Annotated in this window: 29 protein-coding genes and 2 pseudogenes; 13 read left to right on the forward strand and 18 right to left on the reverse strand. The window is 60.1% G+C overall.

Going from position 1 to position 24,678, the window contains the following annotated elements:
* Positions 1-800 precede the first annotated feature (800 nt).
* Positions 801-1,154 carry a hypothetical protein gene (locus IVB22_RS39270; protein ID WP_247522494.1) on the reverse strand — a complete coding sequence of 118 codons (354 nt, stop codon included), beginning with the start codon at positions 1,152-1,154 and terminating at the stop codon, positions 801-803.
* A 145-nt stretch (positions 1,155-1,299) separates the two neighbouring features.
* Complete coding sequence (locus tag IVB22_RS39275; protein ID WP_308200505.1) at positions 1,300-1,992, reverse strand: sensor histidine kinase; 693 nt, start codon at positions 1,990-1,992, stop codon at positions 1,300-1,302.
* On the opposite strand from IVB22_RS39275, the gene IVB22_RS41755 reads away from it, so the two are divergent.
* Positions 1,992-2,165 (forward strand): hypothetical protein, encoded by a 174-nt coding sequence (locus IVB22_RS41755; protein WP_308200506.1) that lies wholly within the window; start codon positions 1,992-1,994, stop codon positions 2,163-2,165. The two genes, IVB22_RS39275 and IVB22_RS41755, sit on opposite strands and share 1 nt — an antisense overlap.
* 596 nt (positions 2,166-2,761) lie before the next feature.
* Here the strand turns inward: IVB22_RS41755 and IVB22_RS39280 are convergent.
* From IVB22_RS39280 to IVB22_RS39305, 6 genes are all read right to left on the reverse strand, one after another.
* Positions 2,762-3,442, reverse strand: a complete 681-nt coding sequence (locus IVB22_RS39280) for a putative zinc-binding metallopeptidase (protein ID WP_308200507.1) — start codon at positions 3,440-3,442, stop codon at positions 2,762-2,764.
* 532 nt (positions 3,443-3,974) lie between these two features.
* The gene (locus tag IVB22_RS39285) at positions 3,975-4,880 is read right to left on the reverse strand and encodes a YihY/virulence factor BrkB family protein (protein WP_247522495.1); all 906 of its coding nucleotides are present in this window, start codon (positions 4,878-4,880) and stop codon (positions 3,975-3,977) included.
* 31 nt (positions 4,881-4,911) lie between these two features.
* Positions 4,912-5,487, reverse strand: coding sequence for a hypothetical protein (locus IVB22_RS39290; protein WP_308200508.1), 576 nt, complete (start codon positions 5,485-5,487; stop codon positions 4,912-4,914).
* Between the two features lie 155 nt (positions 5,488-5,642).
* Complete coding sequence (locus IVB22_RS39295) at positions 5,643-6,059, reverse strand: phage holin family protein (RefSeq protein WP_247522497.1); 417 nt, start codon at positions 6,057-6,059, stop codon at positions 5,643-5,645.
* Positions 6,056-6,637 carry a hypothetical protein gene (locus IVB22_RS39300; RefSeq protein ID WP_247522498.1) on the reverse strand — a complete coding sequence of 194 codons (582 nt, stop codon included), beginning with the start codon at positions 6,635-6,637 and terminating at the stop codon, positions 6,056-6,058. Before IVB22_RS39300 ends, IVB22_RS39295 begins: the two co-directional genes overlap by 4 nt.
* Positions 6,638-6,647: 10 nt before the next feature.
* Positions 6,648-7,412 (reverse strand): DUF3618 domain-containing protein, encoded by a 765-nt coding sequence (locus IVB22_RS39305; RefSeq protein ID WP_308200509.1) that lies wholly within the window; start codon positions 7,410-7,412, stop codon positions 6,648-6,650.
* A gap of 899 nt (positions 7,413-8,311) precedes the next feature.
* Between IVB22_RS39305 and IVB22_RS39310 the strand changes: the two genes are divergently transcribed.
* Positions 8,312-8,620, forward strand: a complete 309-nt coding sequence (locus IVB22_RS39310) for an FAD-dependent oxidoreductase (protein ID WP_247522590.1) — start codon at positions 8,312-8,314, stop codon at positions 8,618-8,620.
* Here the strand turns inward: IVB22_RS39310 and IVB22_RS39315 are convergent.
* From IVB22_RS39315 to IVB22_RS39325, 3 genes and pseudogenes are all read right to left on the reverse strand, one after another.
* Positions 8,575-8,691, reverse strand: a pseudogene (locus tag IVB22_RS39315) (TrbI/VirB10 family protein); the annotation flags it as partial. The gene IVB22_RS39310 and the pseudogene IVB22_RS39315 overlap by 46 nt on opposite strands.
* Before the next feature lie 182 nt (positions 8,692-8,873).
* A complete protein-coding gene (locus IVB22_RS39320) occupies positions 8,874-9,140 on the reverse strand; it encodes a conjugal transfer protein TraD (RefSeq protein ID WP_247522501.1) in 267 nt (88 codons plus the stop codon).
* Between the two features lies 1 nt (position 9,141).
* Positions 9,142-9,468, reverse strand: a complete 327-nt coding sequence (locus IVB22_RS39325; protein ID WP_247522502.1) for a conjugal transfer protein TraD — start codon at positions 9,466-9,468, stop codon at positions 9,142-9,144.
* A 181-nt stretch (positions 9,469-9,649) separates the two neighbouring features.
* Between IVB22_RS39325 and traA the strand changes: the two genes are divergently transcribed.
* The 3 genes from traA to IVB22_RS39340 all read left to right on the forward strand — a co-directional run bounded on the left by traA (position 9,650) and on the right by IVB22_RS39340 (position 13,575).
* Positions 9,650-12,601, forward strand: coding sequence for a Ti-type conjugative transfer relaxase TraA (gene traA / locus IVB22_RS39330; RefSeq protein WP_247522503.1), 2,952 nt, complete (start codon positions 9,650-9,652; stop codon positions 12,599-12,601).
* A gap of 128 nt (positions 12,602-12,729) precedes the next feature.
* Complete coding sequence (locus IVB22_RS39335; protein ID WP_247522505.1) at positions 12,730-12,942, forward strand: AlpA family transcriptional regulator; 213 nt, start codon at positions 12,730-12,732, stop codon at positions 12,940-12,942.
* 399 nt (positions 12,943-13,341) lie between these two features.
* Positions 13,342-13,575 carry a hypothetical protein gene (locus IVB22_RS39340; RefSeq protein ID WP_247522598.1) on the forward strand — a complete coding sequence of 78 codons (234 nt, stop codon included), beginning with the start codon at positions 13,342-13,344 and terminating at the stop codon, positions 13,573-13,575.
* 59 nt (positions 13,576-13,634) lie between these two features.
* Here the strand turns inward: IVB22_RS39340 and IVB22_RS39345 are convergent.
* Positions 13,635-13,904, reverse strand: a pseudogene (locus tag IVB22_RS39345) (transposase); the annotation flags it as partial.
* A gap of 380 nt (positions 13,905-14,284) precedes the next feature.
* On the opposite strand from IVB22_RS39345, the gene IVB22_RS39350 reads away from it, so the two are divergent.
* Both IVB22_RS39350 and IVB22_RS39355 read left to right on the forward strand, forming a co-directional pair.
* On the forward strand, positions 14,285-15,586 hold the full coding sequence (locus tag IVB22_RS39350) for a recombinase family protein (protein WP_247522506.1): 1,302 nt from the start codon (positions 14,285-14,287) through the stop codon (positions 15,584-15,586).
* The gene (locus IVB22_RS39355; RefSeq protein ID WP_247522507.1) at positions 15,568-15,999 is read left to right on the forward strand and encodes a DNA resolvase; all 432 of its coding nucleotides are present in this window, start codon (positions 15,568-15,570) and stop codon (positions 15,997-15,999) included. The genes IVB22_RS39350 and IVB22_RS39355 overlap by 19 nt, the downstream gene beginning before the upstream one ends.
* A 527-nt stretch (positions 16,000-16,526) precedes the next feature.
* Here the strand turns inward: IVB22_RS39355 and IVB22_RS39360 are convergent.
* Positions 16,527-17,744: a Gfo/Idh/MocA family oxidoreductase gene (locus tag IVB22_RS39360; protein ID WP_308200510.1), complete on the reverse strand. Its 1,218-nt coding sequence runs from the start codon at positions 17,742-17,744 to the stop codon at positions 16,527-16,529.
* Positions 17,710-18,783 (reverse strand): sugar phosphate isomerase/epimerase, encoded by a 1,074-nt coding sequence (locus IVB22_RS39365; RefSeq protein WP_247522509.1) that lies wholly within the window; start codon positions 18,781-18,783, stop codon positions 17,710-17,712. Before IVB22_RS39365 ends, IVB22_RS39360 begins: the two co-directional genes overlap by 35 nt.
* Positions 18,784-19,369: 586 nt before the next feature.
* Between IVB22_RS39365 and IVB22_RS39370 the strand changes: the two genes are divergently transcribed.
* Entirely contained in the window at positions 19,370-19,612 is a 243-nt protein-coding gene (locus IVB22_RS39370) for a hypothetical protein (protein ID WP_247522510.1), read from the forward strand.
* A 465-nt stretch (positions 19,613-20,077) separates the two neighbouring features.
* Positions 20,078-20,266 carry a hypothetical protein gene (locus IVB22_RS39375; RefSeq protein ID WP_247522511.1) on the forward strand — a complete coding sequence of 63 codons (189 nt, stop codon included), beginning with the start codon at positions 20,078-20,080 and terminating at the stop codon, positions 20,264-20,266.
* A 250-nt stretch (positions 20,267-20,516) separates the two neighbouring features.
* Here the strand turns inward: IVB22_RS39375 and IVB22_RS41760 are convergent, their stop codons facing one another.
* From IVB22_RS41760 to IVB22_RS39390, 3 genes are all read right to left on the reverse strand, one after another.
* Positions 20,517-20,807, reverse strand: a complete 291-nt coding sequence (locus tag IVB22_RS41760) for a hypothetical protein (protein WP_308200511.1) — start codon at positions 20,805-20,807, stop codon at positions 20,517-20,519.
* A 1-nt stretch (position 20,808) separates the two neighbouring features.
* Positions 20,809-21,027 carry a hypothetical protein gene (locus tag IVB22_RS39385; RefSeq protein ID WP_247522512.1) on the reverse strand — a complete coding sequence of 73 codons (219 nt, stop codon included), beginning with the start codon at positions 21,025-21,027 and terminating at the stop codon, positions 20,809-20,811.
* Positions 21,028-21,188: 161 nt separating this feature from the next.
* Positions 21,189-21,410 carry a hypothetical protein gene (locus IVB22_RS39390; RefSeq protein ID WP_247522513.1) on the reverse strand — a complete coding sequence of 74 codons (222 nt, stop codon included), beginning with the start codon at positions 21,408-21,410 and terminating at the stop codon, positions 21,189-21,191.
* 297 nt (positions 21,411-21,707) lie between these two features.
* Here IVB22_RS39390 and IVB22_RS39395 point away from each other — a divergent pair, with 297 nt between their 5' ends.
* From IVB22_RS39395 to IVB22_RS39410, 4 genes are all read left to right on the forward strand, one after another.
* Positions 21,708-21,962 (forward strand): helix-turn-helix domain-containing protein, encoded by a 255-nt coding sequence (locus tag IVB22_RS39395; protein WP_247522514.1) that lies wholly within the window; start codon positions 21,708-21,710, stop codon positions 21,960-21,962.
* A 363-nt stretch (positions 21,963-22,325) separates the two neighbouring features.
* A complete protein-coding gene (locus IVB22_RS39400; RefSeq protein ID WP_247522516.1) occupies positions 22,326-22,742 on the forward strand; it encodes a cupin domain-containing protein in 417 nt (138 codons plus the stop codon).
* Positions 22,743-23,045: 303 nt separating this feature from the next.
* Complete coding sequence (locus IVB22_RS39405) at positions 23,046-23,327, forward strand: hypothetical protein (protein ID WP_247522517.1); 282 nt, start codon at positions 23,046-23,048, stop codon at positions 23,325-23,327.
* Positions 23,328-23,490: 163 nt separating this feature from the next.
* The gene (locus tag IVB22_RS39410; RefSeq protein ID WP_247522518.1) at positions 23,491-23,973 is read left to right on the forward strand and encodes a phasin family protein; all 483 of its coding nucleotides are present in this window, start codon (positions 23,491-23,493) and stop codon (positions 23,971-23,973) included.
* A 223-nt stretch (positions 23,974-24,196) separates the two neighbouring features.
* On the opposite strand, the gene IVB22_RS39415 is transcribed toward IVB22_RS39410, so the two are convergent.
* Entirely contained in the window at positions 24,197-24,649 is a 453-nt protein-coding gene (locus IVB22_RS39415) for a hypothetical protein (protein ID WP_247522519.1), read from the reverse strand.
* Between the last annotated feature and the right edge of the window lie 29 nt (positions 24,650-24,678).

Consider the following 24,678-nt stretch of genomic DNA (forward strand, 5'->3'; position numbering starts at 1 on the left):
ACTTAGCGATCGGTGCCGCGCGGTTTTTGCCCAAGGCGAAGCGCCCTCACGCGGCGAGGATCGCGACTATGGGCAAAGGCGTTACGATCGAGATTATGGCCCAAGGCCCTATGACAGGGACTACGGCCCAAGGCCTTACTACGGTCCAAGGCCTTACGATTATGACGACGAATAAAGTGGAAGATAGACTTCCAGCTAAGTTGCTAAGGACGTCGCGAAAGTATCGGGCAGTAACCGGTAGCGGTACCTGATGCGATTTCAATCCCGCATCACCGCCCGGGTCTCTCCACCCCCGCGCCCCTCAGCGCCCTCTAAGGCCTCGTGATGCACCTGCGGCTGATAGTCCGAGCTGCAGCGCTAGCAAAGCTTCGGCACTCCGTCGGTGGGGCCGTTTAAGGAATAGGTTCGTCCTAGGTCAAAGCGACTCACTTTTACGGAGCCGACTTCAGAGTCATTGTCCGCCGCCGACCGCGTGATGCCGCATTCGCGGCGTTGGAGATCTCCCGGTTAGCGGCGGAGCGCTCACTGACGGCCTGTCCGCGGTGAGCGGGGAGAGGACTCCACTCACGCGGGGCCGTCTCCATTTCGCGGTCCGGCCGCCCCGTCGCCGACGAGGCCACGCCTCCGTAGATTCGGCAGAGCGGAGGATCCACGGCTGTCAGTCTAGCCAGAGGCACGCCTGAGGGCGCGAACTCATAAAGGCCTCGCGTCTGCTTTGAGGCGCAAACCGGAAAACGTTCGCTCGCTCTGAGCCTTACGCTTTTGACGACCCAAAGCGGAAGTTAATCAGTTACCCTTAGTCAACGCCGCTCAGGTTCCATGCTCCGGAGCACGTCACGCAGTTCCTTTAGGAGCAACTCGGACCTCGAGGGTTTTCCTACGTTGACCGCATCCCGGAGCACCGGTTCAGTGTTCAGGTCAGCAGCACCATACGCGCTGGTTAGAATGAACGGGACAATCATTGTCCGGAGCACTGCCGCGACTGGGGTGACCCATTCTCCTGCGAGGTTGACATCAAGAACGGCTGCGTCTGGCCGCTCCGTCCGGAGCAGACCCAGGGCCGCACTGACGTTTGCCGCAGGTCCCAGCACCTGATAGCCAGCACTTGTCAGAGTGATATCGAGCTCCATAGCGATAAGGAACTCATCTTCCACGACTAGAATTCTGGGAGTCCGGTGCACAGTAGAACTCTCGCGCGATCTCCCTACTCCATAGGTACGGTCAGATGAACTCTTAAACCCGTCGGCGCGTAGTTTAGTTCCTGCGTGCCGCCCAAGCCTTGCTCAGCGCTGTGCTTAATTAGCCTGGATCCGAAACCGAAGCGAGTTGGCGCGGAGCTACGGGTGGGCCATTCTCCTCGTGCCAAGTGAGGTGAAGCACGCTTCTGGCGGCCTCAGAGGCAACGCTCCAGGTTAGATGCACGGTCCCACCCGGCCTCGAGAGCGCTCCGTATTTCCAGGCATTGGCGGCCAGTTCGTGCAGAATGAGGCTGATCGGAACAACTTGGGACCTCTTGAGCCTAACTGGTGGCCCCGGATCGACGCGGCATCGCTCGGGCCCTGCGGGCGCGAGAGCTTGTTCGACCAACTCGTTCAGATCGCCTTGAGCACTGCCGGCGAGGGCGAGGGCCTCGGCTCGGATCACGGCTTCGAACCGGCCCAAAAAAGCGTCTCGATATTCCTCACCAGACCGGCCTTGGACAGCGGTCTGAGTGGCGAGAGCGCGCACGATCGCTAAAAGGTTCTTCATCCGATGGCGCGTCTCGGTGAGGAGAATATCTTTTTCAGCCTCGATGCGTCGCCTTTCGGTCGCGTCCTCAAACAGGATCAGGATGCTGGTGCTATTATTGTCAGGGTGTACCAAACGTCGCGCGCTTACGCACATCGTGCGCCTTCCGATGGCGGGGAAGTCCGCGTTCACTTCGTAGCCAATAATAGCAGCCGACTTGGGAATGATCTCGCCCACGAGACGCCGGAGTTCAGGAATACCCATTGGCCATCGCCCAGCGCGAACAAGCTGCGGCCCACCGTGTCATCGCGGCCCACCTTGAACGTCTCGAAAAACCCGCGATTCCCAGTGATGACACAGCCAGCTTGGTCAAGCACGAGCAAAGGCTCTTCAAGGGTGTCTACGATCCCCTGCGCCTGAACATGTTCGCTGCGTAAAAGCCTATACAAGTCTTCCAGATGCATTTCGCAGTTCACCTCAACACCAGCGGCGCAGAGTAGTACAGAAACGGTTCCCGATCGAGAAGTTCCATTCGGGCGGATGCCGCCGGAACCGACGTCAGCTGCTGGCCGATATTGTTGCAAAAGCCGAAAATCGAGCGACCCCGAAAATCTCGCGAAAGTTGATCTTTGGACTTCTCCGCAACTGCGTCGCTTTTCAACGCCACTGCGGAGGTCCGTGATCGATTTTGGATGAAACAATATGGTCCCCCTCACGTTGCCGCGCGTAAAGCGCATCAGCGGCTCTAGGAATTTTCGTTCGCCACCCCAAAGGACTTTTGCAACAATATCGGCGGGCTAAGCGGACGTTTCTCTCCAGTCTATCGAAATGGGCGCTGCGATTTCGGCTCGCGAAAATATGGGGCAGTCACCGGTACAGGAGTCCCAAGCGATCGCGATCCCGAGATACCGCCCCCGGGCCTCGCCACCCCCGCGCTCTCGGAGAGCGCCGGTGTCCCTCAATTCACCCGCTGATCGCGTCAGGAGCTCTGTGGTGGTCGCCAGCAAGTCCCCTGGCCAAACACGGGGCGAAATTAACGTACAGGGGCTCGCGCTGAGTCAGCCAGATGGCTCCGATCAAAGCGGCATAGGCCATCGCAGAAGCCGACGGCGTCGCAGGCTACGAGCTTCGGTCTCACTCGCCAAATCAGGTTAAAAGACGCTCGCAGTTTGGTACCCTCGACCAACAGGTCCCAGTAGAAGTGTCCGACCTCGTGTCGGAAGTGGCCGAGCAGAGTACGGTACGGCTCTCTAAAGGCAATGCGACGTGACTCGCGTTCAACATCATCGGCCTCCGCAAGATTCAGTGTGATGAGACCTGAGCGGTGGCCAGTTAGAACTGGACCCGACTCGTCCGAGAGAATTTCAAAGGCGATATGATCGCCGTTCCGCGATACGAGGGGAAGCTGAAGTCGTCTGAGATCGTAAACCAGGCGGCGTTTGGCCTCCTCAACGCGCTTCCACAGGAGAACATTCCGAAGAACGGAAAGGTTAGGTATTGTGCGGTTAAGGCAGCAAGAAGCGCAATACGGACCCATGCCTTCTACCGACCAATTGCAGCCAATGATTTCGCGATTGTCGCGGGAGTTTTCGTCCTGAAGCCTCACCATCTTCAAGTTTGCGGTGTCAAAAAGCAATTTGTTGCCGCAGCTCGTGCATTCGCATTGCTCGAATGGCACTTGGCCACGACAGGATGGACAGTGGAACTCTCGCACTTGAAACCCTGAGACTGAGCCTTGCTCCGGCGAAAGGGTAACGACAAAACGAATTTGCGATCACCCAAGGTGAACCACCATCCGCGCCAACGCCCCCATCATCGTATCGGAGATCCCGTTCAGGTCTTGACGTTCTTACTCGAATTAGCGAGCAACGAACACTGCTTGTTTAGGGCACGTCGCCTCACAAGTTTGGCCTTAGCCAAGTTCAACGTATTCGATCCGGGCCGTGGCTTCTTCGCGGGGACACTGTCGGCCATCGGTTGAGCGGCCGGAAGACGGACCGGCTGTGTCACCATTGGGACCGAGGCGAATCGCTTTGCCATAGGATGAGAACGTCACACCGGCTTTGGGGTTCCCTACTGCGCTACTGATTGGATTGAGAGAGGGCGCCTCAATCGTAGATTGACGTCTCGAGCCGCTCAATTTGAGAGGCAAATGTTATCGGCTTCCCTCCCCTGTCGACCTACCACTGTGCACGAGGTGGGGGAGAACGTGGGCCTTCGTCGAACGATTAGAGCTCCACGAGTTTCTAAAACGCCCGTTTCGCTCGCTTTCTTGACCGCTCAACCGGCTGCGACAGGGGCCGAACGTTCGCGGCGCTCTGCGATTCTCGCTGCTTAAGCGAGCCTCCGTGCTTGGCGTAGGCGTGGGTGATCTCCGCTCCCATCAGGATTAACTGGGAGTTGTAGTAAACCCAGATGAGCACCACGACGATCGAAGCGGCCGCACCATAGGTCGATTCCAGGCCCTGCTTGCCGATGTAAAAGGCGATCGCCGCCTTTCCCGCCTCGAAAAACAAGGCGGTCAAGAATGCTCCCAGCCAGACGTCCCGCCAGCCGATAGAAACATCCGGCAGCCACTTGAACATCATTGCAAAGAGCACCGTCACAACGGCGAAGGACACCAGCGTGCTGACGACTTGCAAAATGCCCTCTGGCATGTATGGAGCCACAAATTTGCCGGCCGCGGCAAGCCCCGCCGTTACCATGAGCGAAACGAGGAGAAGAAAGCCGAGAGCTAGAACGGCTGTGAAAGACAGAACGTAATTGCGGGCGAAATGCCAAATGCCGCCCCCTTTTGATTCCTCTACCTCCCACACCACGTTGAGCGCGAACTGCACAACGACGCCAATAGCGGCAAACAGCAGGGCGCCGACGCCGAGGATCGTTGCGAGAGCGCCCTCTGCAGGACGGCTGGCTCCTACCAGCATCGCTTCGATTGCCTTGGCTCCTGTCTCTCCGAGCATGTCTTTCAAGGAGGCAATAACCTGCGAGGTGACCGCATCGTGATTGAAGAAAAGTCCCGCGATCGCGATGGCGATCACGATGATAGGGCCTAAGGAGAACACCGAATAGTATGCGAGGGCCGCACCCTGCCGGGCATCCTTATGGCCCGACCAGTTGGCTGCCGCCTCTTTCGAGACCGTCCACCACATCGAAGCGCCTCCGGTTCACCCCTGGCCTCAGCTACGATGACTTCATCTTTTCCCGTGCGGCATCTGCGGCATCCATACCGGCCTGTTTCACCCGATCGACGGCTTCGGCGCCAGTGTCGCCAAGTTCGGCCTTGAGCGTATCGGAAGCTTCGCGCAGACTTTTCGATACCGCGCCAGCACGTGTATTCAGATCAGCTTTCAGATCGTCGCTGAGTTCGCCGATCCATTCGTTCTCGAGGTCGGACGCCCGGAACGCTCCCGCCACTGCTACTCCGATCGCCAAGCCCACAACTCCGAGGACGAGAGGCTGCCGTTCCAGCACGTCGGCCAGCGATGATTGCGCTGTCGTGAGAGCCTCTTTTCCGGGAAGCGCATTGCCCAGCTTGCCGAAGTTCTCCCGCGCATAGGCGACACCTTCGTCGATTCCTTCCCGGATCTTGTCGGACGCTCCCGACATGGCATCGGAAGCGGCCTTACCGGCTTCGCGTAAGGTTTCACCGACACCGACGGTTCCATCTTGATCCATTTCAGGTGCGGTCGGCGGCGCCGCGGTCCGCTGGAGTTCAGAGGCGGCCGCGCGAACATTGCGTGCGCCGACATCGACCATAGGCGAAGCCGCGGCCGTCGCTGATCGCGCAGCGCTCTTCAGCTTCTCGTCGCCGACCAATAGCCACAACGCGCCGCCTCCGATAAGGGCCGCGGCAAGGGGATTTTCGCGAACCCCAGCCACCAAACTGTCGAAAAATCCGGTTTGCGTGCTGCTCATCGCACCATTCCTTTCACGGTATCCTTGTCCTTTTCGAGCTGCCGGATGGTTTCATGCGGCGCTAGATTGCGCGTGTCGAGGCGGTTGATGCCGATCGCAAACAGCGCGCCGGCAACTACCGCGGCCACGATGGCCGAGACCAAATACGAAACCGGCTGCGACCAACCTGCGGCGATCAACGCCGCCGACAACGCGAAAAGCGCCATGACCAGGGCGGGGATCACCAGGACGGCGCCGCCGGCAATGAAGCCCAGCGCGCCACCGACCTTCTGAACCTTCTCGCTGAATTCGGCCTTGGCGAGATCTACCTCGTTCTGAAATAGCTTGGCGAACTGCGACAAAGCATCGCCCAGAAGCGTGGAGATGGTTCGAAGGTTGTCCTTGCTCGTTCTGATATCGTTCTGGATGCTCATGACACGTTGCTTCGCTGTGAGGATGATGCCTGCTCCCGGGAATTTTCGGGCCGTTTCGAAGCTGAAGACTGCCCGCCGGACGCCTTGAGGAAGCGGACTGCCGCGAAGCCAGCAAGCACGGAGATCCCGAGAAACGCGGCTGGCTGCCGCCTTGCGAAGTCGGTGGCGCCGTCGACCAGGTCGCGGAAGCTTCCGTTGCGGATTTTCTCGGCGGCATCGTCGACATATCCGGCGGCGGAATTGATGCCGCGGGCAGCGAAAGGCGCGTCGCTCTCGAAGGCGTGGGCCGCTTCGCGAATGTTGCCGGCGAGACGCTCGACAAAGTCGGCGCCCGACCGCTGCTTGTCACGCGCCTGGTCCTCGATCTGGTCCGCTGTCTCGGAGGCCACGTCCTTGGCGGCGTCAGCCGCTTCCTTGAACTTGTCGCGCGCAACATCGGTCGACGCTTGCAGGGCGTCGCCGGCGCGCTGTTTCATTCCGGCTCCAGCATCCGCCATCTGGTCCTTTAGGCTCTGCGAAGAGCCGGTATTCTGATTCTGGGTGAAATTCGTCTTTTTAGTCAGGTCCAAATCGCTCATGATAGCTCTTTCAGATGTTCGGGTTTCGGGAAGGATTGAAGGCCGCCCTCACGACGTCGTCGGCAGTTTCCTTGAGCGTGTCGGCCATGTTTTGTGTCATGCGGCTGGTGTGTCGCCCGAGATCGGCCTCGGCGACGCTTTTCGCCGCAGCGTCGGCCGCCGACATCGTCGCATCATTGGCGGCCTCAAATCCGGATTGCGCCGCCTCGCCCGCCGCCTGCTTCACGCTGTCACTCGCCTCGCCCATCGCGTTGACTTCGGCCTTGGTCTCGGGAAGAGCCGCGGCAATGATCGCGCCGATTGCGATCCCCAGGCCACCGATCAGCGCCGCGTTGTCGCCGATGACTTGGCGGGCCTTTGCAGGCGCTGTCGCCGCCGCGTCCTTTGCCGCGCCAGCCGTGTCCATGACGGCATCCACGCTGCCCTTGAGCTTGTCGCCGACCGTGCTGGCAGCCTCCGCTGCCCGGCTCCGGAGATCGTCGGCCGCGCCGGCAGCCGTATCGCGCGCGTCAATGGCCATGCCGGTGCCATGGCTTTGAGCCGAAGCGAGTTGGTCCTTGACGTCGCCCCGCAGCGCCTGTGCGCGATCCGCCGCCTCACCCAGCATTTCCCCGGCCTTCTCCACTGCCGGGGCGGCCGCTTCGGCAACGCGGTCGCGGGCTGTTTTGGAGGTAAGGACGAGGCCGGCGCCGATCATCAGAAGCGGCAGCGGGAAACCACGCGCGAGGCGCAGCAGCGGGACCGCGACCGCCGTGCCCGCGGCGACCGCGCGCATCGGATTATCCATGGCCTGCTGCTTCAGCGCCTCGACCCAGCTTTGGGTCGTGTGGTTTATGTAACCCGAAACTTCCGATCTGATGTGTTGCGGCGAAACCTTATGACGGATGTCATCGGCGGTATGCGATATCCGCTCCCTCAACTGTTCGACCGTGGCCGCCAACTCGGCACGGCTCCGCTCGGACTCACGCCTCAGATCTTCCACTGATCGTGTCATGACTTATCCCCTTGGATTTCTTTCGGGATGAACTCACGCTGTATTGAATCGTTCCTCGGGCAGACGATGGCGTCGGTCGGGATGTAGAAGCAACGTCTGGCGGACGACAAAGGCGCGCGGCTAGAGTTGCAGGCTCTGATTTCACGACGACGCTCAGGACTACCCGCAATGGCGAGCGCGCTCCGTACAACATGCAATGTCGCCCAGGTAATGTTCAAAACAGCACACAATGCTTTGGAGCAAGTCAGCCGCTGCGCGTGTTGCCGCTTTTGCCGGACGGAAATGGCAGTCGGGAACGATGACTTGGTGAACAATTGGCGAGGGGCAAAGCGCATCGCAGACAAGGACGGGGACAGCTTTCTACCGCGCCTCGGGCCGGGCTAATTACCAGCGCCTCCGACGACGATCCATCAGGTATCGGCACGTACAGCCAGCCGGGCGCAGCTCAGATTCGGTATCGGATAGACGATGCTGATCACGTACCCGCGGGCGATCTGCTGCTGACGGGCCCGGCCCGCTGGCTTGGCTGGCTCGCGACGGCGACGATGGTCTCGTTCATCGTCGGCACGGCCGTATCGATAGTAGGCTAAGCAATAGGAACCCCGCTCGTTGCGCCGGCGTTCTCAGAGGTTTGGGAGCGACGAATGGCCAGCAAATCACTCTGGATGGACGTTGACGTCATGCCCGCGGCCGGCTCGCTGCCGGGCGACCTCGAATGCGAGGTGGCCGTAGTTGGATCGGGCATCGCCCGCCTATCGACCGCCTATGAACTCGGCAGACGGGGCAAATCGGTGGCCGTCATCGATCGAGGTCCAATCGCCGGCGGCATGACGTCCCGCACATCTGCGCATCTTGCGCCGCTCTGCGACGACCTCGTGAGCGAAATGACGAAAATCAAGGGGCAGGAAGCGACGAAACTGTTTTGCGACGTCCAGGCGGCTGCCGTCGACCGTAGGATGAGCATGGCACGGCCGGTTCGGGTGTCGTAAACGTTTTCTGTAACTTGCGCGGTGATCTGACCAGGCAAGTCTGAACGGATCCCGGTGATGAGGCCGCAGGGATAACAGGGGTGCGGTCGTCAGCGAAAGGCTGCGTTCGCGCTCGTACACAAAGCAGATGTCGCGGGAGGCCTTGAAGCAGCGGACGGATTAGCACGTCGCTGCGCATTCATCGAGCATACGCATCGACCTGCCATCAAGCCTCCGGGCAGCCGTCGCTTGGCTGACGTGCCATTGTCGTGCATCAACGACGAACCGCCGGATCAGTTCGATCTGTCTCCTTGTGTGTCGCCGGGTCCGCCTCGAACGCTTGTTTCCCCTTTGCGGCCCATAGCGCTCGCGCCCGTTCGCCTTGATCGCTTTGGAGCTTGTCGGCCATCCAGAGCAGCGCGCCGAGAATGATGGCGCGATCGTCGCCGGTCAGGTCCACGACCCCAGCTTTCACGACGAGGCCGCCGAGTTCGATGAGTTGCCGTGTTCGCTTGCGGCGCTCGACCTGCCATGTGCGCATGTCATGTCGCGCCCTTGCGGCCTGGTACCGGTTGCGCGCCGCCCGGTTGCGCCGGAGCTCCGTCCGAGTCGCGATTAGTTGCCGGTGCATTTCGCCGCGACCGTCCCTGAAAGAACGCGGCCCCGCGCCTGCCCCATGCCTCCCTCTTTTCGGCCTCTTTTGTCTCGGCCAGCACGATCAGCGCGCCCGCCCGTTCATTGGCGGTGAGTGTGTCAGCCCCCGTGGCGATGACCAGTTCGCCGAGCTGCCGCACCTTGCGGGTTTTCAGCGCGCGCGCCTTGTCGTCGAGCGCTTTCAGTTCCGCATCAAAGTCCCGTGGCTTGCGCATCATACCCTCCGTAAGCTGTATAAGATGGCGATGGAGCAATACTACTTGAGCGGCCTCCAGAATGCTGTAAGGCTGCCGGGACGGCTTGGGACGGGGTAGTCCCGCCCGAGAATTTTTCGAGGGAGGGAGCGCTTATACGTCGTTCCGACGTGGGCTTTGCCGTGTAGATCATCTGGTCGCGATGGCGATCTATCATCTTCACGTCAAGGTCATTGGCCGCAAGTCCGGCTCAAGCGCAGTGGCATCGGCGGCCTACCGCTCGGGCTCGCGTCTGCGCGACCAGCGGCTTGATCGCAGCCACGACTTTTCGGCCAAGCGCGGCATCGTGCATTCCGAGGTGCTGCTGCCGGAGAACGCGCCGAAGGCGTGGAGCGATCGCGAACGACTATGGAACGATGTCGAGGCCTTCGAGGTCCGCAAGGACGCTCAGCTTGCCCGCGAGATCGAATTCGCCCTTCCGCGTGAGATGAGCGAGGCACAGGGCATCGAACTCGCGCGCGACTTCGTTCGGGGCGAATTCGTGGATCGGGGCATGATCGCCGATCTCAATGTGCATTGGGACATGACCGAGGATGGCATGCCCAAACCCCATGCTCATGTCATGCTGACCTTGCGCGGGGTGGATGAGAACGGCTTTGGTCTGAAGGTGCGAGACTGGAACCGCACGGAGATGGTCGAGCGCTGGCGCGAACGCTGGGCCGAACTTGCCAATGAGCGCCTTGCCGAACTCGACATCGACGCGCGCATCGACCACCGCAGTCTGGAAGCACAGGGCATCGCGCTGGAGCCGCAAAGCCAGATCGGCGCGCCAGCGCAGCGTATCCAAGGCGAAAGGATCGAGGCCGCCGACCGCGCCGAGATACACCGCGGGATCGCGCGGAAGAATGGCGAGAGGATTATTGCCGATCCTTCGGTCGCACTGGATGCGATCACCCAGCAACAATCGACCTTCACGCAGCGCGACATGGCGAAGTTTGCGCATCGTCACAGCGACGGGCTCGACCAGTTCAACGCGGTGATGGGCGCGATGCACGGCGCACCTGGCTTGGTCGAACTTGGCAAGGACGCTCGCGGCGAGGGTCGCTTCACTACGCACGAAATGATCGATGCCGAACAGCGGCTGCATCGCGCCGCCGAACTGATGGCGGAACGGGAACGCCATGAGCTGCGTGGCGCGGACCGCGAAGCCGCCTGGGCGCGTGCGGAAGCGCGCGGCCTTGTCTTGTCACGCGAGCAAGCCGATGCGCTGGCGCACGTCACGGATGGGCGCGATTTGGCCGTCGTAGTCGGCCATGCCGGCACCGGCAAGAGCGCGATGCTGGGCGTGGCGCGGGAGGCGTGGGAGGCGACGGGCTATGAGGTCCGGGGCGTCGCGCTGTCCGGCATTGCGGCGGAAAACCTCGAGAGCGGATCGGGCATATCCTCCCGCACCATCGCCAGCATGGAGCATGGCTGGCAACAGGGCCGGGACCTGCTCACGACCCGCGATGTGCTGGTAATCGACGAGGCGGGCATGGTCGGCACTCGCCAGTTGGAACGCGTGCTGTCCCATGCGGCAGAGGCCGGCGCCAAAGTGGTGCTGGTCGGTGATCCGCAGCAGCTGCAAGCAATAGAAGCGGGCGCGGCGTTCCGGTCGATCTATGAGCGTCACGGCGGCGCGGAAATCGGCGAGGTGCGTCGCCAGCGGGAGGACTGGCAGCGCGAGGCCACGCGTGATCTGGCGACGGGCAGAACCGGCCGTGCGCTGGAAACCTATCGCTCCCACGGCCTGGTGCATGAGGCCCAAACCCGCGAGCAAGCGCGCGGCGATCTGATCGAGCGCTGGGATTGCGGCCGGCAGGAAGCGCCGGAGCGCAGCCGGATCATCCTCACCCACACCAACGACGAAGTCCGCGCACTCAATGAGGCAGCGCGCGAGCGGATGCGGACCGCCAGCGATCTGGGCGATGAGGTGCGTGTGACGGTCGAGCGCGGCGCGAGAAACTTCGCCAGCGGAGACCGCGTCATGTTCCTGCAGAATGAACGCGGCCTTGGCGTGAAGAACGGCACGCTGGGAACCATCGAACAGGTCAGCGCGCAATCCATGACCGTGCGGACCGACGATGGCCGCTCCGTTCGCTTCGACCTCAAGGATTATAACCGGATCGACCATGGCTATGCCGCGACCATCCACAAGGCTCAGGGCATGACGGTAGACTGCGTCCATGTGCTGGCGACCCCAGGCATGGACGCCCATGGCAGCTATGTCGCCCTGTCGCGGCACCGCGACGGCGTGGACCTGCACTATGGCCGCGACGATTTTGCCCATCAGGACCGGCTTGTCCGCACCCTGTCGCGCGACCGGGGCAAGGACATGGCATCGGACTACGAGCATGGCGATCCGGCACAGAGCTATGCCGAACGACGTGGGATCACCTTCCGCGAGCGCGTCGCCGAAATCGTGCGCAAGGTCATGCCCGAGAAGATGCGCGGCATGTTCGATGGCCTGCGCCCATCTACCGAAGCTGTGCCTGGCACTGGCAGCGCGCGGAGGCCGCAATTGAAAGTGCCGGAAAGCAAGGTTGCGGACGACCCGGAAGCGGCGCTGCGTAGGGCCCGCACGAAGGCTCTCATCCGTCATGCCCGGGCCGTGAATGCGATCTTCGATATGCAGGACCACGGCGGCAAGACCAGCCCGGATCAGGTGAAGGAATTGCAGCAGGCCCGCAAGCTCTTCGAGGAGGTGCGGCCCTATGCCTCGCACGACGCCGAAGCCGCCTACAAGAAGAACCCGGAACTCGCCCTTGAAGCCGCTTCAGGCAACTCCGCCCGCGCCATCCGCGCGCTTCAGCTAGAAACCGAACTGCGCACCAATCCGAGCCGCCGCGCCGACCGTTTCGTGGAACGCTGGCAGAAGCTCGACCGCACCAGCCAACGCCAGTATCAGGCCGGCGACGTATCCGGCCACAAGGCGACCCGCTCGGCGATGGGCGACATGGCGAAAAGCCTCGAACGCGATCCGCAACTGGAATCCATCCTCGCCAACCGCAAGAAAGACCTCGGCATAGCGTTCGAATCGGGCCGCCGGCTCGGCCACGAATTGGCTTTGGCCCATGGCATCGGCCTCGGTAGAGGCAGGGGCCTCGGAATTTGATCCATCCTATTTTCTGCCGGCTCTACGCCATAGTACGGCGACGCGAAAAACTCTATTGCGCGCCCGCAACGGCTTTTCCTGTCTGGATCAGCTGCCGTCAGAAACAGCTAGCAGGAGGCAGCGCAGCCATGCGCGAACCAGACCGTATCATCCGCTTGAGAACCGTTCTTTCCCGGACCGGGCTGTCTCGGTCCACCATCTACCGCAAGATCGCCGAGGGCACGTTCCCGGCTCAGCTCAAAATCAGCACCAACGGGACCGGCTGGCATGAATCGGATATCAACCGCTGGATTGCCGATCCCGTCGCATGGCGCCCGAAGCACGAGTCAGATGCGGGCTGACGAGGTCTGTGGTCGCTTGCTGCCTGATGACAGTGAACCGGACCGGCGTCAGGCCGTAAAGGCTGTCGCTATCGCGCCCCCGCTTCGCGGCTTCGGCCTTGACCGCCTGACGTCGCCCCGGTTTGGGCTCTCCAAGCAGACAAAGGCGGATTGGGGACGCACCCAGCGCTACCAACCCACGACGAAGAGGTGGCGGCATGGTTTTATTGTGGTCCGTTGGATTGTCTTCTTGCCGGTCCAGAAAGCCTTGCAGTTCGTGTGACGGGCTGCCAATCTCGACTAACAATCCTATTTTCCGCCGTTTCGGCGCTATAACCCTCCGGCGATCATTTATGACTTCTCGTCGTGAGTTCGCTGCCGCTTCATTCCCGTTTGTCTTCATTCGAGAGCGGGGACGGCGTGGAGAACGAGAGCAACACAGAACCTGGCCGGATCGTTCCTGCCAACGACAATAACGATGCGAGCGACCAACCGGATGCCGGGACGTGGCAACGCGTCGACCGCGCCGCGCTGACGCTGGCCCGCATCATCGGCCGCCGCATGGCGAGGGAAGATTTTGAGCGGCTGCACGCCGCCAACGACAACAGGCCTATCGTATCCGAAGGAACGGAGGACGAGGCCAATTGGGATTGAAAGGATTTCTGCGATGACCCGCGTTGCGCTTTTTGCCCGCTATTCCTCCGAGAGGGCCCACGCACCTGCGGCAGGTTCAGCACGGTGACAAAGAATTTGGCCGCAATGTCGCCGTCGAGCAGCCGATCCCGGTTCTTGCAAAACACAGTCGCATCCCACGCTGGATCGTTTATCGACCGACCGACGAACCAGCGGAACAACAGATTGTAGTCGAGCTGCTCCCGTTCCGAGCGCACCGTTTGGAACGCCTGCAGCGGCTGCGCCCGCAGCAGCCGCTCCGGCGGATCGAGGTGCCGCCCATGGCGGGCGTAAAGCCCGGCAACGTCGCGCGACCCGCGACGGTATAGCGGTCCGACTGGTTTCAATCGCTGCGCGTTCGGCGAGATGGATATGACGTTGAACTTCACGATCAATCTCGCCTTAACGGCGGCCCTACCTGGACGTTGACGACGAGTCCACATCCACCCACCAGATCTCTCCTGACCTGGCATCGGCTTGCGTCAGCATACCGTCAAGGACTGTGCCGCTAGTGTCGAGGAGTGACGGAACGCTGGCCCGTGGCCCAATCCTGGAGACGACGAACGATCGGCTGCTTTCATCGCGCAAAGGTTGTTTGGGCAAATTAAGGCCAAGTTCCTCGGATTGGCTCTGCAGAGAAGGAGCGGCGCTTGTGCGCCATTATTCGCGGGAAACCGTAAGGAGCTTGTCGATGACTCGCGTTGCGCTCTATGCTCGTTATTCGTCTGACAATCAGCGTGATGCGTCGATCGAGGACCAGTTCCGGATCTGCCGCGAGTACGCCAAGCGCGAGAAGTGGAAAATCGTCAGCTCTTATAAGGATGCGGGCATCTCTGGCGCCAGTGTGATCCTCCGGCCTGGCATTCAGCGCTTGTTGCAGGATGCTCAATGCGGCGCGTTCGACATTGTTTTGGCTGAGGCATTAGATCGTATCAGTCGAGATCAGGCCGACGTGGCCACGCTATTCAAGCAATTGCGTTTCGTGGGCGTGCCAATCCTCACGTTGGCGGAAGGCGAGATCAGTGAGCTTCACGTCGGACTTAAGGGTACGATGAACGCGCTGTTTCTAAAGGACCTTGCGGCCAAGACGCACCGAGGTCTGCGGGGGCGCGTGGAGGACGGCAAGTCCGGTGGCGGACTCTGCTTCGGCTATCGCGTCATCAAGAAAGTAGATGAACGTGGGAACCCAATCCGGGGCTATCGTGAGATTGATCCAGCCCAAACCAACGTCATCGGTCGCATTTTTCGCGATTTCGCGAAGGGCATCAGTCCGCGCACTATTGCAAAGACACTCAATGATGAGGGCGTCGCCGGCCCGGAAGGGAAGCTATGGAACGACACGACTATCCGAGGGCACGTTAAGCGCGGGACCGGCATTATCAACAATGAGTTGTACATCGGTCGCCTAATCTGGAACAGACAGCGCTATGTAAAAGATCCATCGACGGGGCGGCGGGTGTCGCGCCTCAACCCAGAGTCAGAGTGGATCGTCACCGACGTTCCGGAGCTGCGCATTCTCGATGACGCGCTCTGGCAGGCCGCGAAAACTCGTCAAGGCGAAATTGCTGACAAATATGTCAACGTGACCGAAGCTATTCGCGAACACCACGCCAAAAATCGGCTGAACAGCGCGCGTCGCCCCAGGTCGCTCCTATCGGGATTGATCTTCTGCGGCTGCTGTAGCGGGCCCTATTCGCTGCGAGGTGCGGATCGCTTCGTTTGTTCTGCGCACGTTACCAACGGCTCTTGCTCGAACGGCCGAACCATTCCGCGCGAAGAACTCGAACGGCGCGTCCTGGCCGGATTGAAGGACCGGATGATGGCGCCGGTGGTGGTTTCCGAAGCGATGCGCGCCTATGCAGAGGAGACGAACCGGCTCAATCGCGAACGGCGTTCGAATGGTGAAACTTGGCGGTCGGAACTGGCCAAGGTGGAGAAGCAAATCAAGGTATTATTGAGGCCATCAAAGAGGGCATGTTCCAGCCATCCATGAAGGCGGCGATGGATGGGCTCGAAAGTCGCAAGGCAGAACTGGTCACCCTTCTGAGCGAAAGCCCATCGGATGTGCCGGATATCCTGCCGACCACCTCAAACATTTACGCTAAGAAGGTCGAACGTCTCACAGAGGCACTGAACCAGCCGGACGACCGGGCGGAGGCCACAGAAGCTCTGCGCCATCTAATCGAACGAATAGTTCTGGCACCTGGTCCCAGTCGCGGCGAAATGAATGCGACCCTCTATGGCGAATTGGGCACGATCTTGAGCTGGATGACCCGCCAAGACCGTGAAAAGTCTATAAAGTCTATAAAGACGAAAACTCCCGCAGTGGCGACTGCGGGAGTGTCGGTATCGGTGGTTGCGGGGACCTGCAACCATCTCAAATTGCTTTTTCAGGCAGCGGGTTAGCGCGCAATGTCAGGCGCGCGCAGTTGGGAGGCTGGCAGTCCTTACGGAAGTTCGCGTGGCCAACGATTTCAAGGTGTTATTGAGGGGCAGAATGTGCCTCATTGATCTTCATGATGTTTCAGCATGATCCCCCAAATTACATTGCCGAAGACCGTGCGGGTCAGCGGACTAGGCGGAGGATCGGGCATCACTCTCATCAGCATTTTCGCGGCTGGTCCAGGGCGTCGAGATTCGGCCCAAGCTACCCCCTCCGGACGTTCCGGGGGCTCCCGACCTTCGCTGATCGTCGCGTTCTAAGACAGATCCTGCGTGCCGAACGCTGTGAGCATCTTCTAAGTTATTGATTTTCTTATTGCTCTGATGAACATTTCCGTCTTGTTTTGTTCACGGAACTGGTAGCGCAGGTGACGCGCGGCTCCTTGCAGAGCGTTGCTCTACGACAACTCCAGGCGACCAACCGTTCCCCCAACGAAGCCCCATCATCGTTAAGAATGACGCGGAGCTCCGACGATGGGTAGTCGGTCCGCTCACAATTCAACCGGCATCCAGACTCCTCCGGCTGCGCTCGAGCGTAGGACGGTGTCCACCATCGCAACACCGGCAAAGCCATCCTCAATCGTTGGAAAGGTCAGCGCCGGATCGGCAAGGGAAGCGGTACGACTGGCCACAATAGCTGTGGCCACTTCGGCATAGATCGTCGCGAACGCTTCCAGATATCCCTCAGGGTGGCCGGCTGGAAGACGATTGACGCGCTGACCGGCGGCGTTCATGGACGTTGTGCCGCGGCGGATCGACCGTGGTGCTTCACCGAGCGGCGACCAGACGAGAAGGTTCGGTTCTTCCTGTCGCCAATCCAGACCGCCTTTCTCGCCGAAGATCCGTAACCGCAACCCGTTATCGTTTCCGGGCGCAACCTGGCTCGCCCACAACGCCCCCCGCGCCCCGTTCCCGTAACGCAGCAGAATTTGCACGTTGTCATCGACACGGCGGCCCGGCACGAAGATGGTCGTCTCGGCCAAAATCTGCTCAGGCATCATCCCGGTGACAAAGTGGGCCAACTGGTATGCATGGGTACCGATGTCGCCGACGCAGCCGCCGGCGCCCGAGCGCGCCGGATCGGTACGCCAGTCGGCCTGCTTCTGGCCGGTGGCCTCAAGCGGATCGGCCAACCAATCCTGCGGATATTCGACCTGCACGATCCGGATCGCGCCGAGTTCGGCGCCCTGAACCATAGAGCGTGCATGGCGGACAAGCGGATAACCCGAATAATTATAGGTGACGGCAAATATCAGTCCGCTCGTGCGTGCCTTGTCGCGCAAGCGGCGCGCTTCCTCGAGGGTTGTGGTCAACGGTTTGTCGCAGATGATGTGAATACCCGCATCCAGGAAGGCGTCGGCGACTGGTGCGTGCATATGGTTTGGAGTGACGATCGCAACCGCTTCGATACCGTCGGTTCGCGCGGCCTCGGCCTGCGCCATGGTCCGAAAGTCAGGATAGGATCGATCGGACCCAAGGCCGATCGCCGCCGCCGATCGGATTGCCTTGTCGGGCGAGGCCGAAAGCGCGCCGGCGACGAGTTCGTACCGATCGTCCAGGCGCGCGGCGATACGGTGGACGGCGCCGATGAAGGCGCCTTCCCCACCGCCTATCATTCCAAGTCGAATGCGTGGCGCAGCCATGTCGCGCGCTCCTGTCGATTCATTCCGACGCTCAACTGAGGCCCAATGACCGTCGGATCTGCGCATCGTCGCTGGTGCCGCCGGCGAAGTCGTCGAAAGCTCGCTCGGTGACGCGGATGATGTGGTCGCGGATAAAGGCGGCGCCTTCGCGCGCGCCGTCCTCCGCGTTCTTCAAACAGCATTCCCACTCGAGCACCGCCCAGCGGTCGAATCCGATGGCGGCCAGCCGCGAGAAGATCGCCTTGAAGTCGACCTGTCCGTCGCCGAGCGAGCGAAAGCGGCCGGCGCGATTGATCCAGGGCTGGAAGCCCGAATAGACGCCCTGCCGCCCGGTCGGATTGAACTCCGCGTCCTTCACGTGGAAGGCGCGGATGCGCTCGGCGTAGATGTCGATGAAGGCCAGATAGTCCAGTTGCTGCAGGACGAAATGGGACGGATCGTAGTTGATCGCGCAGCGCGGGTGATTGCCGGTGCGCTCGTAGAACATCTCGAAGGTAATGCCGTCGCAGACGTCCTCGCCGGGATGGATCTCGTAGCAGAGGTCGACGCCCGCTTCCTCATAGGCATCGAGGATCGGACGCCAGCGGCGCGCGAGTTCGTCGAACGCCGTCTCGATCAGGCCCGGCGGCCGCTGCGGCCAGGGATAAAGGAACGGCCAGGCCAGCGCGCCGGTGAAACTCACGCTGCCGGTAAGGCCAAGACGGCGGGACGCCTGCGCGGCCTTCATCATTTGATCTACCGCCCAGATCTGACGTTCGTTCGGCCTGCCCCTGACTGCCGGCGGTGCAAAAGCGTCGAAGGCTTCGTTGTAGGCCGGGTGAACCGCGACGAGCTGTCCCTGCAGGTGGGTGGACAATTCGGTGATCACCAGACCATGGCTCGCAGCCACGCCGGCAATTTCATCGCAATAAGTCTGAGAGGCTGCGGCCTTGTCGAGATCGATCAGGCGAGGATGGGAGGTCGGGACCTGAACGCCCTTGTAACCGAGTCCTGCCGCCCAACCGCAGATGGCATCGAAGCTGTTAAATGGCTGCGCATCGCCGATGAACTGCGCCAGAAAAATGGCGGGTCCCTTCATGGTGGCCGGTCGGATCGCCGCTGACATTCATTTCCTCCGGTTCAGGCCGCCGCGCTACGCCACTAGGACGCCGCCTCGGATTTCGGTACACCCGTGCGGCCGGTCGATCCTCATCCACAAGCATTGTCCGGTCAATCTCCGTCGGTCTTCTTCACTGGAGCGAATGTCGAGTGCCTTGACGTCATCAAAGATTTGCTCGGCAGACACTGCGCCGGCGGCGATGGTGGACACCCGAGAAGCGGGGCACGTCGATCAGCAGGTTCAGCCTTCGACCGTAGTGAATACCGCTTTGATCAAGTCATCCCGCCTGGATCGGCCGCACCACGCGTCATGAAAGCTTGTACCTGTGCCACCCGAGCTGGACTCGGCGTACCCAGGACTTGCAGCTATAAGCACGTGACTTTTAAACATGGGGTCGAGGGTTCGAGTCCCTCCGCGCTTACCAACAAAAACCATTACGGCACAGGTACTTCTTGCATTTCGGACGTTCTAATTCCATTCGACAGAAATCATCAAAAATCGGTTTTACGTCCATTTTTACGTCCAAAGTAGAACGCTAGGAAATAGCGAGCCCGGTTGACCGATCCTACAGCCAGGGCCAGGCTGCCGGCCCATGCAGCGCGCGACCACGACGGTGATGATGCTTCCGGTTTCGTCCGGCCCCAGCGGGGTCCCGCGCGTCCGGATTTCGCTGCCGCTGGTCGAGCCGCTGCTCGATAATGCGCGCTATTACCTGCCCGATGATTTGCCGCCAGCCGCCGGCCAGGACCTTCGCGGGTTAAGCCGGCCACGGGTCGACAAGATCCGGCTGGGCGATCCCAGAACGGCGCTGTGGCGCGCGCTGGACGTCCCATGACCGGGCGCGAGCGGTCCGCCGGCTCCAGCCGCGCGACGAGGCCGAGCCGGTCAAACCGGCGCGGGCGAGCGACCAGCTTGACCAGCAGCGCGACCTGGCCGCGCCAGTTGCCTCGGCCTGTAGCGATCGGCTCCCGGCCTCACCCGCCGCCGTGATCCTGACCGCGCTGATTGCTGGTTCGTCTACTATGGCGACGTTCGGGTCGGCACGATCGCGAGCTGCATCGGCCCGAACGCCGAACCGCAATGGCAATGGAGTTGGGGGTTCTATCCAGGCTGCGGCGAGCAATACGGCGGCACGACGGGCACGTTCGATGAGGCCCGCCGCCTTTGCGAAAGCCTGGCAACACTACCTGCCGCGCTGCACCGAGGGCGACTTTCAGGCGTGGCGTGATCACCACATGGACAGAAGAAAAATATCGCCGCTTCGATCGCGGGGAGCGGATGCCGCCGGACTGGCGACAGCATGGCGCCGGATGGTGCCAGCCAGGGAGGCGTAATCGCCGTCAAAAATGATGCGCCGATGCATCACTTTACGAAATTCCTGGCGCGAAGGTTACAAATCGAACCGACACGAATCCGCTCGCCGACGTTCAATTGGGTTTTCATCACCGGATGGCATCCGGCGAAATCATTGATCGAGGATCGGGTATGAACGACGGGGTCGTGGAGGCAGCGATTGCCGGCGCAACACTCGGCGCCGGCGCCGCAATCTGGCTAATTGCGGGCTACCTAATCCAGCGATTTGCCTTCCGCAATCCAAGACCGACCTACGCTACCGTCCTTGCGACATCAATGAGCGCTTCGATGCTCCTGTTTTCGCTTGGAGCTTTGCTGGCGTTTCACATCCGATAAGATGATCCGGGTGCGGCTGATGGCCTGGTTCAAACGGTTCGTTGACCCTATCATTTGCCCGACGGGCGCGAGTTGTTGACGCTGCGCGACGCCGCCAAATATATCGACGCGCTGCCGAAAACCGAGCACGATGCTGCCGACTGGCAGTCGCGATGGAAACGCTGTTGCTGGTCGCCGAGCGCGATGGGCCGGAAATGCTGGCGCGGATCGCTGTCATGAAGGCGTTGAACCGCAGAGCGCGACAGCGACACCAGCGCCGCGGCGGAACCAGGTTTTTCGGATCGTTCGCTGATCGCAAGACGATGGCAAAGCGGGCGGCCGAGGCCGCCCACCCGCCACATGCTATGCAGTTTGTCCAAAACGACGAGCGGCTTCTTCCTTGCTGCCGACGTGAGTAGCTTCCTTTAGCACCTGATTGACCGCACGCACGTTGATCACGTACGCCGCCGCTATCTCGTGCTGAAACTGACCGGCCCAACGCCGAAGCCAAACGTCCACAGCTTCCTCGAATGTGAACTTGGTTTTCCGCGGAATGTTGTCTTGAACGATAGATTTAACCAATGTAGCGTACCTCATGGTTGGAGGCGCGAAAGCGGCTCCGGTTGAAAGACCATGAAAGCCGGGTCCGCCTGGAAGTGTGACCCGGTTTTTTCATGAGCGGTGCGAAACGACGACCGCCAACGCCAACATAAGTGCTATCCGGCACCCATGTATTCGGTGAACTAAACTATCCCCACATTATCGGTATTTCGGGGTATGAACGGCATCACGACATAGAGATCAATCGCCATCAGCTTTCGTTGTTTGTTGCCGCGAATCAGTGACAACCCTCGATAGCTATTGGACAGGCGGCCGTGTTCACCACGCAATGCAATAGTTGTGCTAAAAGCCTCCTCCTCGTAAAGATACGGTGCCATTTCGCTCTTGTTGTAGCCGTGCTGCAACGTTTTTCACCGGCGAAACACAGGGATGGATGGTTGGTGACCTTCGCGAATCGTCGACCTGGAGCCGTCTTTTTTCCGCCTCACCCGATCAGCACCACGCCGCCGCCCAGGATACCCGGCTTTGCAGCCAGGCGATTCGCCGCGTCGACGCTATCGGTGCACAGATATTCAAAACCGCATGCCACCAGGTGATCGCGCATTGCCGCTTGCGCCTCGTTGAGCCGGCCGCCGCGGCGGCGTTGACCTGCGCCTTCCCTGCGCCTAGACGTGAAAAACTGTCTAGGACATGATGTCCGTATGGCCATTTCAGAGACAGAGGCTCAATTTAAGCAATTGTTTGCCGACCGAGTAAGAACCGCTCGGGCGGCGACTGGTTTGAAGCAATGGCAAGTTGCCGAGTTGCTCGGCATTCCCCAGGACAAATATAAGGAATACGAGGGCCGGAGCCTCCTGCCGCATTACCTCATTGGGCGTTTTTGCTTGGTGTGCCGTGCTGATCTGGGTTGGCTGATGACCGGAAAGGGTCGAAAGCCCCTCGGAAATTCAGACTGATCACCGCTTATTGCGCCAGCGTGATTTCCGTCAGCTCGTCGATAGGATCGATCTTGCGATCATCGTGCTCGGCGTCGACGGCTCCGCCTTGAGCTGCCGCGCACCGCGCTCCCGGCGCAGCTCGGCAAGCGCGGCCTCACAGGCCTTGCAGATACCATGCAAATACCGAGCGCGTTTTTCCGCAGCCGGATCGCCCTAGGGTATGAAACACCATGCGGGTCGGGTCGCAGGTCCGCTTTGCTGCGAATTTCGGACCTAAGTCGAACATCGAGTGAGGTCCAAAAAGCGCCAGTTTCAGACATGGCAAAGACCTGAAGATTTGATAGTGTTTCGCGAATTCCAATATGTCTTTGGGAGAAAACGATGCTTCTCAGATTATTGTACTGCACCGCCGTGGTCACGTTGTCGATGACCGGTATCGCCGCGGCCCAGCAGAATTTGCCCGCGGTGACCCAGCAAACCGCGACGATAAAGCGGACTCCACTACAGAAGTTTGACGTGCCCGGCACGAACTATGAGACGGTGATCGGAATGGCTGAAATCGTGCCCAACGTAAATATCGGGCGTCACACTCATCCCGGTCCCGAGTCAGGTTTCATGCTTGATGGCGAGATGGTCCTCATGGTCGATGGTCAAGCGGGTAAGACCGTAAAAACAAGTGAGAGCTACCAGATTCCTCCCGGTGCTATCCACGACGCCAAGACGGGTCCGAACGGCGCGAAAGTGATTGCCACTTACGTTGTCGAGAAGGGAAAACCACTGGCCTCTCCGGCACCGTAGTGATGTCAGCATCGGGTCAGTTGCGTCACTTCGGCCATCTGCGCGCTACTTCCGGTCTTCCCCTGTAACCGGACGTAGTCGGGGCCAGCGAGCATGTCTCGAAAGTGGCACAAAACGGACCTGCCTATCCTCCCAGCGAATGTCGGCTATGAGCGGGTAAAGCGGAAGTGGCTCGGACATCGCCAAACCGGCTCGATTGACCCATTTCGTTTCGGTCTAAAGCATTCGGTTTGACGATCAAGTTGGCGGGCGCTTCCGGAACAATTTCTGACTATTCGCCTTGTATCACGTGGAGCAAAGCGGATGTTCAATCCTTTGATGTTGTTGGCAGCCGAAGCAAACGCAGTAATTGCGCTTCGGATGATGAAGCTGATGCGGGGCGGCAGAAGCGCCCGGCGCGAAGCAAATTTAATGGTCAGCGAAAAGATAAACGCGGCTTTCGAAGCTACCGCAAGTCTAGTGGCTGGTGCTTCCGGGGATGAAATAGTTCATCGATACCGACAGCATGTGGCGAAAAATGCGAAGCGACTTTCAGGCCAGGGCCGAAACCTTTTGCTCAAGCGAACACGACGCCGACGTAAGTAGCGTCGCAAGCATAGAACCTTCAGGTCTGAACGCCAAATAATCTGGAAGAGCCACAGTCTCATGTGGAACTTCCATAACTTGCCGTTTGGAACGTTAAAGTACAGCGCCTGTTGTCTTTGCACGAATGACCCCCGTGGTCTCAATTCATCCTTTGGAGTGTCAGATGAGAAAACGCAAACCGGCAACGGCGTCAAAACACGCGCGCAGCCCGAAAATAGTCACGAAGGCCCAGCGGGCCGCTCAGACTATCGTCAGAAGCCCGAAGGTCCATCGCTCGGTTGCGGCAAGCTCGGCTGAATCGCCCCCCAAGCCTCATAACGACTCAAAACCAGCGGCTCCCCTTGCAATCGAGAATCGAGTGACAGCCCTACAAGAAGATGTCTCCCGGACGATGACGGATAACAGTTTGAGCAAAGGATTTGATTTATCGTCAGCCACCGCAAACGTGCGCGCTTATCAAGCAAAGCTGCTGGAAATGGCGCAAGCTAACATGACATTTACTTTTGAATTCAGCCAGAGGCTAGCGACAATTAGGTCGCCCGTCGAGTTTTTTACTGTCATTGCAGAATTCACAAGCAAGCGGATCGCCATGCTCGGGAAGTATTCGAAAGAGATGGCTGAATTAAGTACCAAGCGGACAGCCTAAGACACAAGGCCACCACCTACTTGTTAGACCTTCGCTTCGGCTCTAGCCCTGCCGACGCGAATTCACTTAACTTTCTCGACGCGCGCCATATCGTTGCGCCGGATTGAAGCCGAATGACCGTCATCCCAATCAGTCGAAACTCCGCTCCAAGCAATCCCGACAATCGTGACAAGGTCCGATGTCGATGTTTTTCCAACAAACGCAGTCACCGACTGTTAGCGTTCTAAATTGGTTGCCGTAAATCATTCTTCCTGTGCGTTGGTATAGGACGTGCCATCGTTAGTAGGTGGACAGCGGCAGTTCCCAACTCTTGCATGTCTGCGTCGGCTTCGTAGATCCCTGCGGCACGATGGTATGCGACCGCTACCGTTGCGCAGGCATCAGTCACGAAATCTCCAACTCGGCGGCTCTCACGTTCCAAAACCATGTGCATCGCAGCTTTCGACGTAGCCTCGGCAATTTGACCATCGTTCAAATCTGGTTGGGAAAAATCTAAATCGGGGGGACGGCATTTCCTGCTGATGTCTTCAACGGCGCGATAGAACTCAGGCTTTCGCACTTCATCGGCTTCTAGATAGCTTTTTAGGAATCGCCGCGCCCTTACTTCAAGCTGTTTGCGGTCCTGTCTAACCTTCTTCCGGCGCTCACGCCGCTCGGATCTGAACCAACCAAACATTTGCACCACCCCTGCCTTATTACTCAAGA

This window comes from Bradyrhizobium sp. 190, assembly GCF_023073415.1.
In the GTDB taxonomy this organism is placed as follows: Bacteria; Pseudomonadota; Alphaproteobacteria; order Rhizobiales; family Xanthobacteraceae; genus Bradyrhizobium.